Consider the following 16,294-nt stretch of genomic DNA (forward strand, 5'->3'; position numbering starts at 1 on the left):
AACTCGAGCTATCGGACCACGCTCGACATGACATTAATCCCGATAGCTATAGATACTACGACTCAAACCTATCGCGTATGGCCGTTTTCAGTACCTCCATATTAATATCCTTCAGCTTTTTAAACTTAATACAATACCCTGTTACGCTAGCCTTGCCCAGTTCTTTTCCATACGTTTCTGCTAAGTATGTTTTATCATCAATACCCATAATATAAACAGATATACCACTGGTGTTACCACTCAAACCAACCCGGTAAAACTCCCTTGTTGATCCATCAGTATATTTCATGGTGTAAGCACCATAGCCTATATTAGGATTAGAAACAACTTTGCCTTCACTGTTTTTACCATCCAAAAACCATAATTTACACGCAGGGTCTACTTCCATAATCATGCGGTGCAACGTTTCCATGTCGCTGCGTTTGGCTTCCGGTTGACTGCTAATATAGGTTTCTATTTCTTCTTGTACGTTCATGTATAATTATAGGTTGTTTTGTTAGTGTTATAAACTTGTTACTGTTGCAAATCATTTGTTAGCAGTTCATGTTTCTCTGTTCGTATTTATCAGTTGTTGCATGTGAGCAGTTAAAATTTATATGGTGAATATGGGTTCCATGATTTTCGTTTAAGTGCGTAGTTGGGTTCAACTCTAAAGGTTGTGAAGAACTCATGTAATGCTATGTTTGTTTGTGATTGGTAGCTTTGGTTTATTTGTAATTCGCAAAGGGCTTTAATAATCATAAAGGTAAAATACTGTCCGTATTTCTGCTTTGTCTCTGCATGTAAACCATTTTTTGTCAATTGATTATAGTCAGTTATATCATTGTCACTCTCAGATGTATGTCTAACAATTGAGTTTTCTGCAACAACTGATGCTAAAGCCGTCATAACTCTATCGTTTTTTGTTGGTCGGTAATATCTATTAACTATTACAGCACCTATTTCAGTTTCCCACCTAATTAAAGGGTCGTCTGTTGTGTTATTACCAGTTAGCTGATTAAGGTGTGAGTATCTGTTCTGTTTTGCAAAGTCAGATAGGTTTTGCAAGATGGTTATGCAAAGGTCCTGTTCGTCAATACTGTTGAAGTGTCTGTCAGCAGAATACTTAGTTGAAAGTTCTCTCACTTTTAAAAACAACTGTGTTAAGTTGTGTCCAAAATTTTTTATGTTCTCTTGTTTTGGATAAGTGTCGTTTACATAAATATGCTCATACACAAGTATAAGTTTCATCAATCTCTCAAGTCCGACACTTAGCGAGAAAAATGATTGGTAAATGAACCCGATTTGGGTAAAATTATGCCTACGAAGAAATGTCAAGCCAACACCCAAGTTCATACTGCTTAGTGCTGCCTCTTTCGATAGAAGTCTTTTTGTTGTCTTGTCAAGCAGTTTCATTTTTGTCTGTTGGTATTTAACTGTTCACTTGCTCTTTGCAAAAGTAATTTATTCTGAAAAACGGGTAAAGGTTTTTCCATCGTAACGGCATAAGTCAGTATTCCTGCTGCCTATCCAAAGGTTACCTGCAGTATCTTCCACAATGGAGTATACACCATTGTGACACAAACCCTCTTGTCTTGTAAACCGCGTAAATGATTTGCCATCGTAACGCCATAGTCCACCGGGCTCATTAAGCTCTCCACTGCCTAACTCAGTTCCAAACCAAAGGTTTCCTGCTTTATCTTCAAAGGCCACATTAATAGAGCCATTTTGAATGCCTCCTTTTGCTGTAAAGTTGATAAAATTTTTGCCATCAAAACGACATACACCGTAGTGTCTGCTTACAATGAGCAAGGTGCCATTTTTATCCTCCATGATAGAACGAACCCATCCCTCTCCATAAGGTTTGTATTGGGTTATTGATTTTCCGTCATAACAGCAAATACCCTCATTGGCAAGTACCCAGGAGCCAAACCAAATATTTCCTGCTTTATCTTCAAAAATACATTGTGTCCATTTGAGAGAAACGTTGTTTGTATTTAGTATGTTTTTGTTATCTAAAAAGCGGGTAAATGTTTTTCCATCAAAGCAATAAATACCATCAGTGGTGCCTAACCAAATTTTACCGCTTCTATCCTGCATCATACTCCATAGCTCATTTTTTGTTGATGGGGTATTATGGAAAGAATTATTAGGTAGAGAGCTGCTTCCAACAGAGCCGGGTATTGATATGTTTGTAAATTTTTTTCCATCAAAACGGGATATTGCCTCTTTTGTGCCGAACCAGATGTCGCCAGATATATCCTCTAGTATGAAAAAGATACCCGTTCCACACAAGCCGTCCTTTTTGGTAAACTGCGTAAATACTTTTCCATCATATCGGTAAACACCTTCGCCTGTGGTACCAAACCAAATATTACCCGATTTGTCCCTTAAACTACAACCTATCTGCTGGTATTCGTTTGAGCCTTGAGTTTTGCTCAGCTTTGTATGTTTGCTGGTGAACGATAGTTGTTCCGAAACAGTTTCATTTGATTGTTCAGTTATTGTCTGCCCGTTACATGATGTAAAAAATACCAATACAAACAGTAAAGAGAAGATGGAGTTTTTAAATTTAGTCATTGTTATAGTTACTTTATTACTGTTGTTTTTAGGTTGTTTTCAAGGTTACATACTAACACCCATTTTTGCCGCTAACTTATTTATAAGAATGATTTTATCATCTTGTTTCCCGCATATCAACAAGCACAATATTTTCAACTCGTTTTCATTATTCTGAAAATGTTTCAAATGTTTGGCCGTTGTATCGATACAGGCCGCAGTTTCGTGTTCCAATCCAAATTTTGCCGTTTTTGTCTTCAAACATATTCCAAACGGAATTTTTCCCCATACCGTCTTTAGTTGAAAAGTTTTTAAAAGTATTTCCATCGTAACGCCATAAACCACCAATGCTTTCTATCGAGTTTACTTTTTCACCTCCGTCAAACCAAATATTTCCGGTATTGTCCTTAAAAATAGCAGAACCAATATTTACTTTTTCAGTAAAAATTTTAAATGTTTGGCCATCGTAACGGAATACTCCGTTGTGTCTTCCACTAAACCATATATGTCCGTTTTTATCTTCTACTATATATCTTATCCATCCGTCACCATTGGGTTTAGCACCGGTTACAGATTTTCCGTCAAAACGCAAAACCCCTTCTTCTGCAATGGGTCCTGAACCAAGCCATATAATACCCTTACTATCTTGTAAAATAGACTGAATCCATTTAAGTTGAAGATTTTGTTTGTTTGTAATGTTAGTCTTATCTAAAAACCGGCTGAAAGATTTTCCATCATAGCAATACAAATCTTGTGTAGTACCAAACCAAATAATGCCGCTTTTATCCTGCATAATAGCCCATACCGCATTGCCTGATTGTAATGTTGTTGTTCCCAATGCACCGGGGCTAGATAGCATCATCGGAATTTTTGAAATTGTTTTGCCATCGTATCTACTCAATCCATTGTCCGTACCAAACCAAATATTGCCCTCTTTATCTTCTAAAATGGACCAGACTTTATTATCACTTAAACCATCTTTTTTTGTAAACTGGGTAAATTCTTTTCCATCGTATTTATAAACACCTTCACCAGTTGTACCAAACCAAATATTACCATCTTTGTCCTGCAGGCTACAATGTACGTTTTGATGTTCGGTTGTGCCTTGTGTTTTGGTTAGCTTTATATGGTTGCTGGTAAACGATAGTTGTTGCGCAACCGTTTCATTTGATTGTTCTGTGGTTGTTTGTCCGTTACACGATGATGTAAAAAACACAAACAGTAAAAATAAGAGGAAGTTTTTAAATGGAGTCATTGTTATAGTTACTTTGTTACAGTTGTTTTTAAGTTACACCAATACCTGTCAGTGTTTATTAGCAAACTTTGCTAAAACAAATATCTGTATAAATATCCTGTTTTAAGTAGCCAGCCTGCCCCTTTAACAGATCAATAACAAGCGGTGCTGCCCTGTTTTTTCATTGGGTGCCCGGTGAATACAAGGAAGCACGTGACTTTCCGGATGGTCAACCGCCAGGCGGCATAAGTGACCAATACCTAAGCTAACAGGGCTTGCGTTAGGTTTGGCTTGGTAGTGTAAATCCAGGAAATGTTCTGTTAAAAACAATTCAAAGGCTGCATCTGCTCCACCATATTCTTTTTTAAGCGCCTCCCGAATGGCCGGAACAAGCACTTTCTGTTCCGCTTGTGAATTGGGTACTACTTCACTTGGCTCACCATAATACGTGCATAAAAAAGTATCCGTTGGTACAGGCGAGCGGTCCACATGAAATGAATATACATCCGTTGGAAAAAACGGGTTTTCATCATCCCGCTCATAGCACTTAATTATATTCAGGCTGGGTGAGGCACCATGCGCTTTCAATAGCTTCATATCGTTTAACAGCACTTCGCGGGCAAGTTGTCCCTGCTCACTCAGCTTCATGTCCAAAAGTGCCTCTTCATCCAATTCCGTTATATTTCCGTTTAGTGTTACCTGCTTAACAATCTCCGCAAAATCACCCGCTAGTTGACGTGTCCAGCAAATGGCATTCCTGTCGCCCTCAAAAGGCGTAGCAACAAGCTCTTCAAAATTAGAGACAGTTTGAATGGTTTGCATAGCAGAGGAGAGGTCTTTCATAGTGGGTAATTTAGGTATAACGGTTTTGCGCTTGTTTAATTAGTTCGTCAATCATGTGTGTTGTACTATCAAGTTCTTTTGCTTTTCTAAATAATTCAAGTGCCTTCGAATATTCTCCTTTGTCAAGATGATAAATACCCAGGTTACGATAACTGTATGAATTATTATTGTCAAGCTTGAATGAATAGTTTATATCTTCAAGTCCTTCTTCTTCTTTTCCAATTTTTATTTTTGCAAGGCCTCTGTTGTTGTAAGAATAAGCAAATGTGTTATCAATTTCTATCGCTCTGTCAAAAAGCATAATAGCTTCTTGAAATTTATGGAGTAAGTTCAATGTAAATCCTTTATTATTTAATGAATATTTATTATCAGGATCTAACTGTAATGACTTTTCATAAAACTCTAATGCTTTATTATGTTGGTCAAATTGGGAGTATAAAACACCCAGGTTTGCATAGTCATCAGAATTGGGCTTGCAATGGACTATAAACTCATCAGATAATTCTTTCGCTTGCTTATAGTTATTTACTTTAAGCAAAGAATCAATTGCTAATCTGTAAATGTATTCGTCTTTTATTCCATTTCTTAGTATGTTTTTAAATTGAGTAGCAGCTTCTGCAAATTTTTGCTGGTTATATAATTCAGTAGCTTGTTCATACTCTTTCGGTAAACGTTTGTAATAAAACAGTTGTTTTAGTCTGTAACCATCATTGTAAACTAATTTGCCGTCATAAAGTTGTAGTGGCTCATTACTTGGTATAATGTTCACAAACAAGTCAAAGATTGAGGAAACAAGAAATATAATGAGAATGAGTTTCAGTAAACCGTGTAGGTCATATGCAAATGTTAAATAACAAGTAACTATAGCAATTGTAAATGATGTTAGTGGTCCTGTTAAAGTGTAAATGATTTGTTTTTTTATGGAAATTTTTTCTGCTGAAGGAACACAAAGGCCAATTCGCCATGAAAACGGATTATACTTAAACCAAATATCTAAAAGGCCTATACTAAAATGTAAACTCTTTTTCGGGTCACCATAAGAACCTATATAAATCGAAACGGTCTGTCTTGTCATTAGAATAGCTGGTATCGCATGTCCAAGTTCGTGAAACAGAACTGTAAATGGTCTTGTGATAAGCGCAAGCAGAGCAAAAAATAGAAGTATAGAAAGAAATACTGCCATTAGGTGTTTATTTTAGTAAAGTCATTTATCATGTACTTTTAATTAATTATTGCCCTTTAAATGTTGGGAAGAAATATTGGATAAGGTTTGTTAGAACAATGAAGCCAATAATCATTAATATTAACTGTTTTGTTTTTTTTGTCTTTAATTGAAATGCTATCATAAACGATAATATTGCCCCAAAGCACGTAATGCCAATAACACCAAATAAAAAATAATAAACGTGTTCGTTTAGGGTGTAAGCTATTAGCGTTGGTTGCCGTACCGTTTGGAAAATTACTTCGGAAGAAAAACAAATGAAGGAGCCCAAAAGAGTCAGCTTCATGATGCTTATTTTAGGTTGTAGTTTTATGCATTTCTTTTGGGCTAAAATTAATAGGCTTAACAAAAGTCCTACTAAAATTAAGCCGCTAATATTAATTGGTGTATAGGGAATTTTTTCCGGAATATCGAATGGTGAGAAAAAGAATATCCACCAGCATATTAGTTGTCCCACCAATAATAGTAAGGAGTATTTTATAATTGTTGGTCTCATGTTGTTATCGGCTGGTGTTCGGTTAGAAAATCAAATAAATGGAAAGATTGTAACTTCATTTTGGGTATCTATTTCTAAATAGTTATTCGTCTCCGTTTTTGTTCTTAACTTAGGGTCTTACTAATGTTTCAATAGGTAAGCTTTTTATCACAAACCTTGTTTATTGCACATGTGCTGTTAGGTGTAGTTAATTTTTAGGTACGTTTGGTAGTATATTTGCTTTTTTGAAAACGGAGAGCCAAACAAAAAAAATCAAAAGACCTACTAATAGAGTTGGTTTCATTTTACTTTTTCTAAAATCATTTTCAATAAAAAATATGCGTTCTTATAAATTGGCTGAATACCGTCTGACGGAATAAGTTCTCCGTGAAATAAAATGTTTCTAAGTTGATACAAAGTTTCAATAAGAGATTTACAAACATAATTTCCTCTACAATAGCTGTCAACTGTGTCACGTTTGAAATGGTATGAATCACATTTGTAGTAATTCTTTGGAGTCTCTTGTATGTTTGTTTCTATTGCATTTGTCGTAATAATAGGGTGCAGTTGTAAAAAGAAAATTCTTACTTGCTCCTTTTGTCTTGCACTTAGATTTTCAAAATTTGCTTGTGCCGTTGAAATTAGTTTTAAATGTTCAAAATCGTATGAGGTGTGTTCGTATTGAAAGAATGTCGTATTTGTATGGTCTTTAAGAAATACTTGAATCTTATTTATTTCGCCAAGTCTTCTGCTGTCTTCCCTTTTTAAATAGTACTTTATTCTATTTATAGTTTCGTTGTCAACTATATTTTTAGGATTACTTTCCTTTATTATTTCGTGAAAAGATATTACGCCTATTTCACTTGTCAAAATGTGGTTTTGAAGTCCGTGATGTAATGCAGATAGATAGCTTCTGAAATTCTCACCTTCTTGTCCATCATTTTCTAAGTATGCACTTATGCCATTTCTAACTGGATTAGCGTTGTTTTTGGTAGCATTAATTTTTGCTCTTTCGCCATCAAGTGCAGGGAAATGTGAATTATACCAAGCATTAAATGGGATCCAAGCTTTAATAAAATAGGTAACGTAGTCAATATTCGACTGCTCTATCCAACGTTTTAAATTTTCTGTTGTTACTGCCATTTTTAGAAGTTTTCTTTTATAAATTTGATTGCATTGCCTTCACTTTTTTCAATTGAAATTTCAATTGTGGCTTTTGCAACTTTTAAAATGTTTTCGCTTTTAATTTTTGATTGAAAGCTTTGCTCAACTAAATCAGATATTTTTTTCTGTATTGGAAAATCAACTACTGGCACAACAACATTTTCAATTTCTTCTTTTCTCCAATGCAAAATTATCGAGCCTCCAGAATCTCTTTCTGCTTGCATTTGAACAAGTTTAGAATTTAAAACAAGTGTCAAATATTCGGGTATTAGTTCTTTATTATTTTTAATTTTTAATTGAAGAATTGCTCCAGAAGTAATTCCGTCTAAATTTTCTCTTAATAAATATGCAGTACCTACACTACCGTCTTTTGAAAACAATATTGTTCCCTTTTTCGGTTTTAACTTTTCAATTTGTTCAAGGTTGGTATTGACAAATGAGTTTGTTAACTTTTTGGCAGGCTTGTTTAGTCCGAATTTATTATAATCTGCTACTCTATAAAAATTCATTCCTTCATCTTCTGAATAATGAATTGAACCAGGCTCAATTGATTTAGATATACTAACAATATTTTTTAGAACGTTGTATTTTTGTACAGTAATATGATTTACGATTTCTTCATATTTTTTTTGATAGTATTCTGCATCAATTCTTCCAGTTTTTTGAAAGGAATCCTTGAATGATTTGATATTAATTGGCTCGGTGTTGGGAACGAAATCTTTTAAATCAAGTGCGTCAAACAAAATATTTTCAGCCTCTTGATATAATTTTTTACTTCTTTGGATTTGACTGTGTGCTTCAACAATTAATTTTTCAACTGCATTTTGAAAGTTCGTTGACGGAACGAATAACTTTAATTTTCTAATTTGAAAGATACTAACCCAAGGTTGAACATTTCCTGTGGATAATCTCTCTACTTGTTTTAAACCATATTTTGAATTGAAGAATGCAGTAAAATAAAAAGGATTAATCTTCTTTTTGTCTCTAATGTTTAGTTTGATAACATTTTCATTGCAATTAAAATCTACATCTTCAGGCATTATGATTGATGCACCTCCAATTTTGCCCTTACGAGCCATCATAATGTCGTGTAAATGTGTTGTGGATTTTGGAAGTCTGTCGTGTGCTTCTTTAGAAATAAATTCTAATTCAGATTTATTTATAAAAGTGTCTCCAGTATTTCCAGAACGAATGAAAGGAATAACCTTTGGTTTATTGTCGTGAATAATTTCTGCAACTGTTGCAAACGAACCGTTTGTTGATAGGTCTGACATATCAACCAATTCACTGAGGATTGGAGTTTCTATTAATTTCTTATACAGTTGAAGGTACTCTGCTTTATAATATTCAGAATCAATACGGAATTCCGAATTGTCGTCTAAAATTTGACTTTTATTAATAATAGTTATTTCCAGCCCTTCTAACAAAGTCTTATACTTTGCTTCGTTAAAAGGGCTTAGAGAAAAAAACTGAGTTTCTCTTTTTTTGCAAATTCAGCAAATGCTTCTGCAATGCCATCTTTTGTTAAACCATCGTGATTAAAAAGGTCGTGTTTGATAATTAAATGCCCGTGAGTATCTAATAAAAATTCATCAAGATTATTTGGCGTTTCCTCATAGTGTGCCGGTGGATCATTTACTACATTGTTTTTTGTTTTCTCTGCGGATTTTGGAAAGTCTTTTTTGCGAACATAAATTTTTTCTCCGCTGTTGTCCTTACTTGATTCTTGCATTGTGGCAAAGAAAATAGGGTAGTCCTTAACTTTTGGACAAAGTTTATCATCCCATTTCTGAACTAACAATACACTTGTTTTTGTTCCTGTGTGTGGTTTAAAAACATTACCGTGAAGTCCAACAACTGCCAATATTCTGCAATGTTCTGTAATGTAATCTCTAATATGTTTGTCACTATTATTATTGAATCGTCCTTGGGGTAAAACAACTGCCATTCGTCCACCTGATTTTAAAAAGTCAAGATTACGTTCAATAAATAAAATATCTCTACCAACTGAATTTTGATATTTGCCGTCAGATTTTTTGCCCAATTCGTATTTAGCTAAAATTCTACTTTCCTTTATATCTCCTGCAAATGGTGGGTTTGCCATTAAAATATCAAAGTCAAATTCTTTATTGCTGTTTTTGTCTTTGCGTAATTTTTTTAATTTTTTCCATCCATCATTGTATGTATCTGTCCATTCTTCATCTGATGTTTTTTCATCCCAACGTTCGTAATCTAATGTGTTTAAATGTAAAACATTGGTTTGTCCGTCACCTGCAATTAAATTTAAGGTTCTTGCAACACGAACGGCTTTTTCGTCAAAATCAATTGCAAATACTTTGTCATTTACATAGTCTGTTTGTTCGGGTAGTTTCTGTTCTGCTGTAAACAAATGGCTTTTGGGAATTCCTCTTTTCTTTAGTTGTTGCTCCCAAACATTGAAGATTGTGTGAACAGGAAAACCGCAACTGCCAGCGGCAGTGTCAATAATTGTTTCGCTTTCTTTTGGATTCAACATTTTAACACACATATCAATTACATAACGTGGTGTAAAATATTGTCCTTTTTCTCCTTTGCTACTTTTGTTTATTAGGTATTCAAATGCTTCATCAACTACGTCAAGATTTGAATTGAATAATTTAACGCCTTCTAATGATGCTACGCAAACGGAAAGATGCGAAGGAGTAAGCATTAACTTTGAATCTTCTGTAAATACTCCTTCCCATTTCTTTTTAGCTAAGTCAAAGAGTCTTTGGATTTTAGATTTTAATTCTGTTTCTGTATCACCGTAATTTCTAAATTCTAAATGGCGTTTGCGGTTTCTACCGCTTTCCATTTCGTCAAATAGTTTTGTGAAAATTAGCTTAAACAATTCCTCAAATACATCAACTCCTGCATTTGCTAATACCTCGTCTTCCATCTCTAAAATCTTGTCTTTCAAAGATTTTTTTTCGGTAACAAGTTTGTCCTTTTTTATTAAGTCATCAATTGTCCAGCGTTCTTCTAAAATATCAGAAAGCTTTTGGTCTGCTCTTGGAATACCCGGAATATCTTCAAAATAATTTGGGTCTTTTCTGTGATAAAACGAAATTGATTCTCCGTTGCTCCAAATTCCAATTGGTGCACCTGTCGCATTGCAATAGCTTTTTAATTGGTCTTTTCCGTCTTTAAGTTTTGGTTTTTTAAGTTCAACAATTATGAAAGGCGTTGTTGTTTGGTCTTTGTCAAAAACTACAATGTCGGCACGTTTTTTTTCTTTACCAAAAGTAACAGCGTATTCAAGTTCCATTCTTTCAGGTAAGTAACCAAACTCCTCTTGAAGTGTTAAAACGTAGAGTTGTCTAACTGCTTCCTCTGGTGTCAATTTAATTTCCTTTTTACGCACAAGGCAAGTAACATAAGCTGATGATTTGTCCTTGATATCTTTAACGAAAATGCTTTCTTCAAGTCGTAAAATTTGTTCTTTATTGAATTGTGTTAGCTTATAGTTGGAGTCCTTGAGTATATCTGATAGAATCATATTTTGAATTTCTTGTTGTTAAATTTCTGTCTGTAAAAGTAGTTTTTTAAAGCGTTTTTGTTCCAAAGTTGCCTTCAAATTTTCAATCAAATACTAGGTGGACTTTGATAAATTCAAATTTCTACAAAAGCACTGGTTACCAAGCCCTGTAACACGCCCGGCCCATTCTCCTTCTATAAGCATTCTGCCTTCCAGCTTCAGGCCTATCTCCGAGAAAAACGAAATAGCATTGTCGAGAGACTCCACCACAATGCTCATATTATCCATTCTGAGTAATTTATTTGCTGCCATTGTTTAATTGTTTATGCTGTTTTCGTTTATAGGGTTCTGTTCTTATCAATCCGCATTCATAGCCTATAGGCAGACCTTCTATCCATTCCTTTTACAAATAAATACCTTTTACCCGTTTTTAAAGCATAGGCCCCCTGTTAAAATTAGTTTCCCTCAAAGAGGTAAAAAACCAATCACCAAACGACCCCATCAAACAGGCAATAATATACTTTTTTATATACCCGCAGGCCCCAAACCACCACCGCCATACAGCCTGTTTTACCCAAAAAGGCCCTCCAAAATGCCTTCGTTTTAGGTTCGCTTTTCCTTCGTTCTGGGTTCGTTCTGCCTGTACCTAAAAATTTCACTAAAAACAGCCCTTATTTTTCCCAAAACAGCACCAAAACCACCCGCCAAACCCATTTCCGGAATATACATATGCGTACAGGCGTCCCGATAGTTATCGGGATTTATCGGGCAGCGTTTAATTGGAGCTTGAGCGTAGCCGAAAGCTCGAGTTTTCGACTACGCTCAAACTCCGGCCTGTTACGCTCAAACTCACCATGCAGATGCTTTTCTATAAACCAATAGTAGATTAAATACAAAAGCCTCTGAATAGTATGTTGAGCCGGGTTTGATTGGTGTTTGAGCGGATTGTAAATGGAGTTTGAACAAAGGTTGAATGGCGTTTGAGCGGAGCCGAAAACCCAATCAAACTGACAATAAAGCAAAAATAATGAACCCCTTACCTGGCTGATTTGCCCCAGGGTATTTTAACGTAGTTCATATAGCGCACAATAATCATTTGCTTACGCTGAATATACCTCGATGGTTTATTGGCTGTCCAGCGCCTTGGGTTAGGGAAACAGGCCACAATAGCCGCAGCCTCCTGCTTGGTTAGCTTATCCGTACTCTTATTAAAAAAATACTGTGCAGCCGCTTCCGCACCATAAATACCATTACCCATTTCAATAATATTTAAGTACACCTCTAAAATTCTGCGTTTGGTCCAGAGCACCTCAATACATACCGTTAAATAAAACTCAAGCCCTTTCCGTATCCAGCTTCTGCTCGGAGTAAAAAATAAATTCTTAGCCGTTTGCTGGCTGATGGTGCTGGCACCCCTTAATTTTCGTCCGCCATTGATGCGGCTTTTAATGGCTTTATATATTTGTTCAAAATCAAAACCGTGGTGTTCAAAAAACTTTAAATCCTCGCTTACCACAGCCGCCTTTACCATATTATTGCCTATATAGTCAATATTTCGCCACGATTTATTTAAACGCACTTCATCGCTGCCACCTATTTGCTGGAACACCCGCACTATAGGAAGAGGCGTCATTGGTATAGGCATAACCCGGTACAGTATTATCAGCATAAAGCTATACTGCCAAGTAAGCGTAAGCACTTTAAGTGTCCAGTCTTTTAACTGAACCAGTTTAGCTTTAATACCTTTTATGTGTTTGTTAAGTCCCAAAATTTAAATGTGCGGTGCAAGTTTACAAAATCATTACGTAAACTCTATTTGTGTTTATGTACAAAGCAGTGTTTATTTGTGTTCTTTTTAAAAATTATTATAAAAATCAATGCTCGCCTTTAAAATACGACTCACTTTAATTCTTATTGCATTTGCCTTTCTCATTGATTGGTACTCATGGCAAGCCATAAAAGCTTTGGTGAGAAATAAAAGACCATTAACCCGTAAAATATTTGCCTGGATATATTGGAGTATTCCAATAGCCGTTACCAGTATTTTATTATTGAGTTTTGTTTTTCCGGGGCTTGATACCGGAACTACCTTCCGTTCTTATTTCTCCGGTTTTTACTTTGTTACCTATTTGTCCAAATTAGTAGTATGTATATTTTTATTTTTTGATGATATAAAACGACTCATTAAACTAACGTATAGAAAAATAACAGCACCCAAAGCAGTAGAAACTGTTACGAGTGTGGACGACCCCACACAGGCAGAAGTACTGGAACATATACATGAGGAACAAGAGGAAGAAAAAGAAAAAATTACGCGTAGTCAGTTTTTAGCACGCACCGGTTTAATGGTAGGAGCCGTTCCTTTTATTATTTTATCCCGTGGCATTGTAAAAGGCGCTTACGACTACAGAGTAAGAAGAGTACAGTTGTATTTACCCAATTTACCATCAAGTTTTGAAGGTTTAAAACTAGTTCAGATAAGCGATATACATACCGGAAGTTTTACCAATAGAGATGCAGTTTACAGAGGTGTACAAATGGTAAAGCAAGAGAATGCTGACTTAATATTTTTTACAGGCGATATAGTAAACAATAAAACAGACGAGTTATACCCTTGGCAAGATATGTTTGCTGAAATACAAGCACCAATGGGTGTTTTTTCAACCTTGGGTAATCATGATTATGGCGATTATTACAGCGATTGGAAAGGCCCTGCCGATAAACAAAAAAACATGGACGACTTAGTAAAAGCACATGCCGATATGGGATGGCATTTACTGCGTAACAAACACACTACTTTAAGCAAAGGCTCACAACGCATAGGTATTATAGGCGTAGAAAACTGGGGCGATAAAGGCCGTTTTCCTAAGTATGGTAATGTAGAAGAAGCTACTACCAATATGCCCGATGTACCTGTTAAATTATTACTATCACACGATCCAAGCCATTTTGATAAAATAGTTTCTATAGACAATAAGGACATAGATGTTACCTTTAGCGGACATACACATGGTTTTCAGTTTGGTGTGGAAATAGGAGGCTTTCAATGGAGCCCTTCGCAATATATGTACCCGCACTGGGCAGGTATGTATAAAGTAGGTAACCAGCAGTTGTATGTAAACCGTGGTTTTGGCTTTTTAGGTTACCCCGGCCGTGTAGGTATTTTACCGGAAATAACCGTTTTTACTTTAACCAAAGATAGCTAGTTTGTAGAAACGGACGGAGTTTGAGCGTAGCCGAAAACTCGAGCTTTCGGCTACGCTCAAGCTCCCTTCTACTCAAGCTCCAATCGACATAACCAACATGTAGAGACGTTGCATGCAACGTCTCTACCAAACAAACACTTTGTAAGCTTTTAGTTAAGAACTACGCATACACTTTACAAAAGCAATGCATTAAGCTTCCAAAACAATTGAATGATTATTTTTTGTAGTATTATCGTACTATGAAAAATAGTTTAGCAAAAATGGCCCTCTTTATTTTATTAAGCAGTCCTGTTGCACTATGGGCGCAACCTGCTAATAACTGGTGGAACCAATCCGTGTTTTACGAATTGTTTACCCGTAGTTTTTACGATAGTGATGGCAATGGCATTGGCGATTTTAATGGCATTACAGCCAAGCTCAATTATTTAAACGATGGCGATTCCATTACCACAACCGATTTAGGTATAAAAGGCATTTGGTTAATGCCCATAACCGCATCGCCAAGTTACCACGGATATGATGTAACCAATTACAAAGCAGTAAGCCCGCAATATGGCACCATAGCCGATTTTAAAAACATGGTAACTGCCGCACATAACAAAGGCATAAAAGTAGTCATAGATTTTGTGATCAACCATACTTCATCGCAACATCCATGGTTTGTGAAGTCAGCCGCTAACGACCCTTTTTACAGAAACTTTTACCGCTGGAGCGATACCAAGCCAACTTACAAAGGTCCGTGGGGGCAAGATGTTTGGTACAGCAAATCAGGTAGCAATTATTATGCTTTGTTCTGGAGCGAAATGCCCGATTTAAATTATAACTACCAACCCGTAAAAGACAGTATTTATGATGCCGCTCATTTTTGGTTAGACTCCATAGGCATTGACGGTTTCAGACTGGATGCTGCTATGTATTTATATGAGAACGGAAACAGCTTAATGAACCAGCCCGAAACTTACCAGTTTTGGTTAGACTTTAATACCTATTGCAAAACCATCAACCCGAATGTAATGCTGGTAGGGGAGGTTTGGACAAACAGTAGTACTGTTAAAAATTATAATAGTAAGTTAAGTTATTGTTTTGAGTTTGATTTAGCCGGTTCTATTTTAAGTAGTGTAAAAGCAGGCAACACCGTAAGTGTAAGAGATGCGGCTAAATATAGTTACGATAATTTATTGCAAAATGAGTTTGGCACTTTTTTAACCAACCACGACCAGAACCGTGTGTTTGATGAACTGGCTGGAGATGATAATAAATTAAAAACAGCAGCCAGTATGTATTTAACTTTACCGGGTGTGCCTTATTTGTATTATGGCGAAGAAATAGCCATGAAAGGAGCCAAACCCGATGAGGATATACGCAAACCTATGCAGTGGAGTAATACAGCCAATGCAGGGTTTAGCAATGTTTCACCTTGGCGTGCGGTTAATACAAACTACACCACTTACAATGTAGCAACCATGCAAACCAACAATGCTTCCATATTAAGTCACTACAAAAGATTAATCAATGCCCGTAATAAAAACGAAGCTTTAACCATTGGTACTTTTCAAAACAGCATAGCTACCGATACTTCCGTATTTTCATTTGTAAGGCAATCAGCCAACCAGAAAATTGTCGTGTTAATTAATACCAGCAATAAGGTGATCAATAATTTAACCATTAGTTTAGCCAGTAGCAGTATTCCTAACAGAACTTATGCCGCTAGGGATTTATTGTCAAATAGCATGGAAACATTTAATGTAAGTGGTTCATTGGTGAGCTCGCTTACACTCAATCCATATCAAACCAAAATACTGTTGTTAGGCGATAATGTAGGTATAGATGAAGCGGTAGCCAACCAGATTTCAGTATTCCCTAATCCTGCCAATAACCAAATATATGTAAGTGCCTTGAGTACTGATAAAAGCATACAGGTAAGCATTACCAACCAACTAGGACAAGAGGTTTATAACAATGTATTGGCAGCTAATCAAACAAGTACTATTGATATAGAAAACCTTGTAGCAGGGGTGTATTTTATAAAACTAAACAATGGCCAAGCATTGAAGTTTATAAAACTATAATCCATTTGCATAAGCTAATGGGAGTTTGAGCGAATAGGAAGGAGTTT

At 35.8% G+C, this 16,294-nt stretch carries 13 protein-coding genes and 1 pseudogene; 2 read left to right on the forward strand and 12 right to left on the reverse strand.

The genetic code is table 11. The annotated features are described in order from the left end of the window. Window positions 1–55: 55 nt before the first annotated feature. From V4538_08165 to mtgA, 12 genes and pseudogenes are all read right to left on the reverse strand, one after another. Window positions 56–475 carry a DUF1801 domain-containing protein gene (locus V4538_08165; protein MES2381001.1) on the reverse strand — a complete coding sequence of 140 codons (420 nt, stop codon included), beginning with the start codon at window positions 473–475 and terminating at the stop codon, window positions 56–58. A 110-nt stretch (window positions 476–585) separates the two neighbouring features. Then, window positions 586–1,395: a hypothetical protein gene (locus V4538_08170; protein ID MES2381002.1), complete on the reverse strand. Its 810-nt coding sequence runs from the start codon at window positions 1,393–1,395 to the stop codon at window positions 586–588. Between the two features lie 48 nt (window positions 1,396–1,443). Further along, window positions 1,444–2,559, reverse strand: coding sequence for a two-component regulator propeller domain-containing protein (locus tag V4538_08175; protein MES2381003.1), 1,116 nt, complete (start codon window positions 2,557–2,559; stop codon window positions 1,444–1,446). A gap of 148 nt (window positions 2,560–2,707) precedes the next feature. Further along, window positions 2,708–3,793: a two-component regulator propeller domain-containing protein gene (locus V4538_08180; protein ID MES2381004.1), complete on the reverse strand. Its 1,086-nt coding sequence runs from the start codon at window positions 3,791–3,793 to the stop codon at window positions 2,708–2,710. A 123-nt stretch (window positions 3,794–3,916) separates the two neighbouring features. Continuing rightward, a complete protein-coding gene (locus V4538_08185; protein MES2381005.1) occupies window positions 3,917–4,615 on the reverse strand; it encodes a hypothetical protein in 699 nt (232 codons plus the stop codon). A 10-nt stretch (window positions 4,616–4,625) separates the two neighbouring features. Then, the gene (locus V4538_08190; GenBank protein ID MES2381006.1) at window positions 4,626–5,798 is read right to left on the reverse strand and encodes a tetratricopeptide repeat protein; all 1,173 of its coding nucleotides are present in this window, start codon (window positions 5,796–5,798) and stop codon (window positions 4,626–4,628) included. Window positions 5,799–5,844: 46 nt separating this feature from the next. Further along, window positions 5,845–6,333, reverse strand: a complete 489-nt coding sequence (locus V4538_08195; GenBank protein ID MES2381007.1) for a hypothetical protein — start codon at window positions 6,331–6,333, stop codon at window positions 5,845–5,847. Window positions 6,334–6,612: 279 nt separating this feature from the next. Beyond that, window positions 6,613–7,455 (reverse strand): hypothetical protein, encoded by an 843-nt coding sequence (locus V4538_08200; protein ID MES2381008.1) that lies wholly within the window; start codon window positions 7,453–7,455, stop codon window positions 6,613–6,615. Between the two features lie 2 nt (window positions 7,456–7,457). Beyond that, complete coding sequence (locus V4538_08205; GenBank protein MES2381009.1) at window positions 7,458–8,903, reverse strand: restriction endonuclease subunit S; 1,446 nt, start codon at window positions 8,901–8,903, stop codon at window positions 7,458–7,460. Window positions 8,904–8,932: 29 nt separating this feature from the next. After that, window positions 8,933–10,993: an N-6 DNA methylase gene (locus V4538_08210; protein ID MES2381010.1), complete on the reverse strand. Its 2,061-nt coding sequence runs from the start codon at window positions 10,991–10,993 to the stop codon at window positions 8,933–8,935. Window positions 10,994–11,122: 129 nt separating this feature from the next. Next, window positions 11,123–11,284: pseudogene (locus tag V4538_08215) on the reverse strand (VOC family protein). 724 nt (window positions 11,285–12,008) lie between these two features. Beyond that, window positions 12,009–12,740 (reverse strand): monofunctional biosynthetic peptidoglycan transglycosylase, encoded by a 732-nt coding sequence (gene mtgA, locus V4538_08220; protein ID MES2381011.1) that lies wholly within the window; start codon window positions 12,738–12,740, stop codon window positions 12,009–12,011. Between the two features lie 109 nt (window positions 12,741–12,849). On the opposite strand from mtgA, the gene V4538_08225 reads away from it, so the two are divergent. Both V4538_08225 and V4538_08230 read left to right on the forward strand, forming a co-directional pair. Beyond that, window positions 12,850–14,178 carry a metallophosphoesterase gene (locus V4538_08225; GenBank protein ID MES2381012.1) on the forward strand — a complete coding sequence of 443 codons (1,329 nt, stop codon included), beginning with the start codon at window positions 12,850–12,852 and terminating at the stop codon, window positions 14,176–14,178. Between the two features lie 239 nt (window positions 14,179–14,417). Continuing rightward, a complete protein-coding gene (locus V4538_08230) occupies window positions 14,418–16,247 on the forward strand; it encodes an alpha-amylase family glycosyl hydrolase (GenBank protein MES2381013.1) in 1,830 nt (609 codons plus the stop codon). Window positions 16,248–16,294 lie beyond the last annotated feature (47 nt).

Source organism: Bacteroidota bacterium, assembly GCA_040388375.1.
Classification (GTDB): domain Bacteria; phylum Bacteroidota; class Bacteroidia; order UKL13-3; family UKL13-3; genus JAAFJM01.

Bases quoted from the DNA above. Each gene is read 5' to 3' on its own strand.
- V4538_08210 (MES2381010.1), bottom strand. From the start codon at position 10,993: ATGATTCTATCAGATATACTCAAGGACTCCAACTATAAGCTAACACAA.
- V4538_08165 (MES2381001.1), bottom strand. From the start codon at position 475: ATGAACGTACAAGAAGAAATAGAAACCTATATTAGCAGTCAACCGGAA.
- V4538_08185 (MES2381005.1), bottom strand. From the start codon at position 4,615: ATGAAAGACCTCTCCTCTGCTATGCAAACCATTCAAACTGTCTCTAAT.
- V4538_08195 (MES2381007.1), bottom strand. From the start codon at position 6,333: ATGAGACCAACAATTATAAAATACTCCTTACTATTATTGGTGGGACAA.
- V4538_08200 (MES2381008.1), bottom strand. From the start codon at position 7,455: ATGGCAGTAACAACAGAAAATTTAAAACGTTGGATAGAGCAGTCGAAT.
- V4538_08180 (MES2381004.1), bottom strand. From the start codon at position 3,793: ATGACTCCATTTAAAAACTTCCTCTTATTTTTACTGTTTGTGTTTTTT.
- V4538_08175 (MES2381003.1), bottom strand. From the start codon at position 2,559: ATGACTAAATTTAAAAACTCCATCTTCTCTTTACTGTTTGTATTGGTA.
- V4538_08225 (MES2381012.1), top strand. From the start codon at position 12,850: ATGCTCGCCTTTAAAATACGACTCACTTTAATTCTTATTGCATTTGCC.
- V4538_08170 (MES2381002.1), bottom strand. From the start codon at position 1,395: ATGAAACTGCTTGACAAGACAACAAAAAGACTTCTATCGAAAGAGGCA.
- V4538_08190 (MES2381006.1), bottom strand. From the start codon at position 5,798: ATGGCAGTATTTCTTTCTATACTTCTATTTTTTGCTCTGCTTGCGCTT.
- V4538_08230 (MES2381013.1), top strand. From the start codon at position 14,418: ATGAAAAATAGTTTAGCAAAAATGGCCCTCTTTATTTTATTAAGCAGT.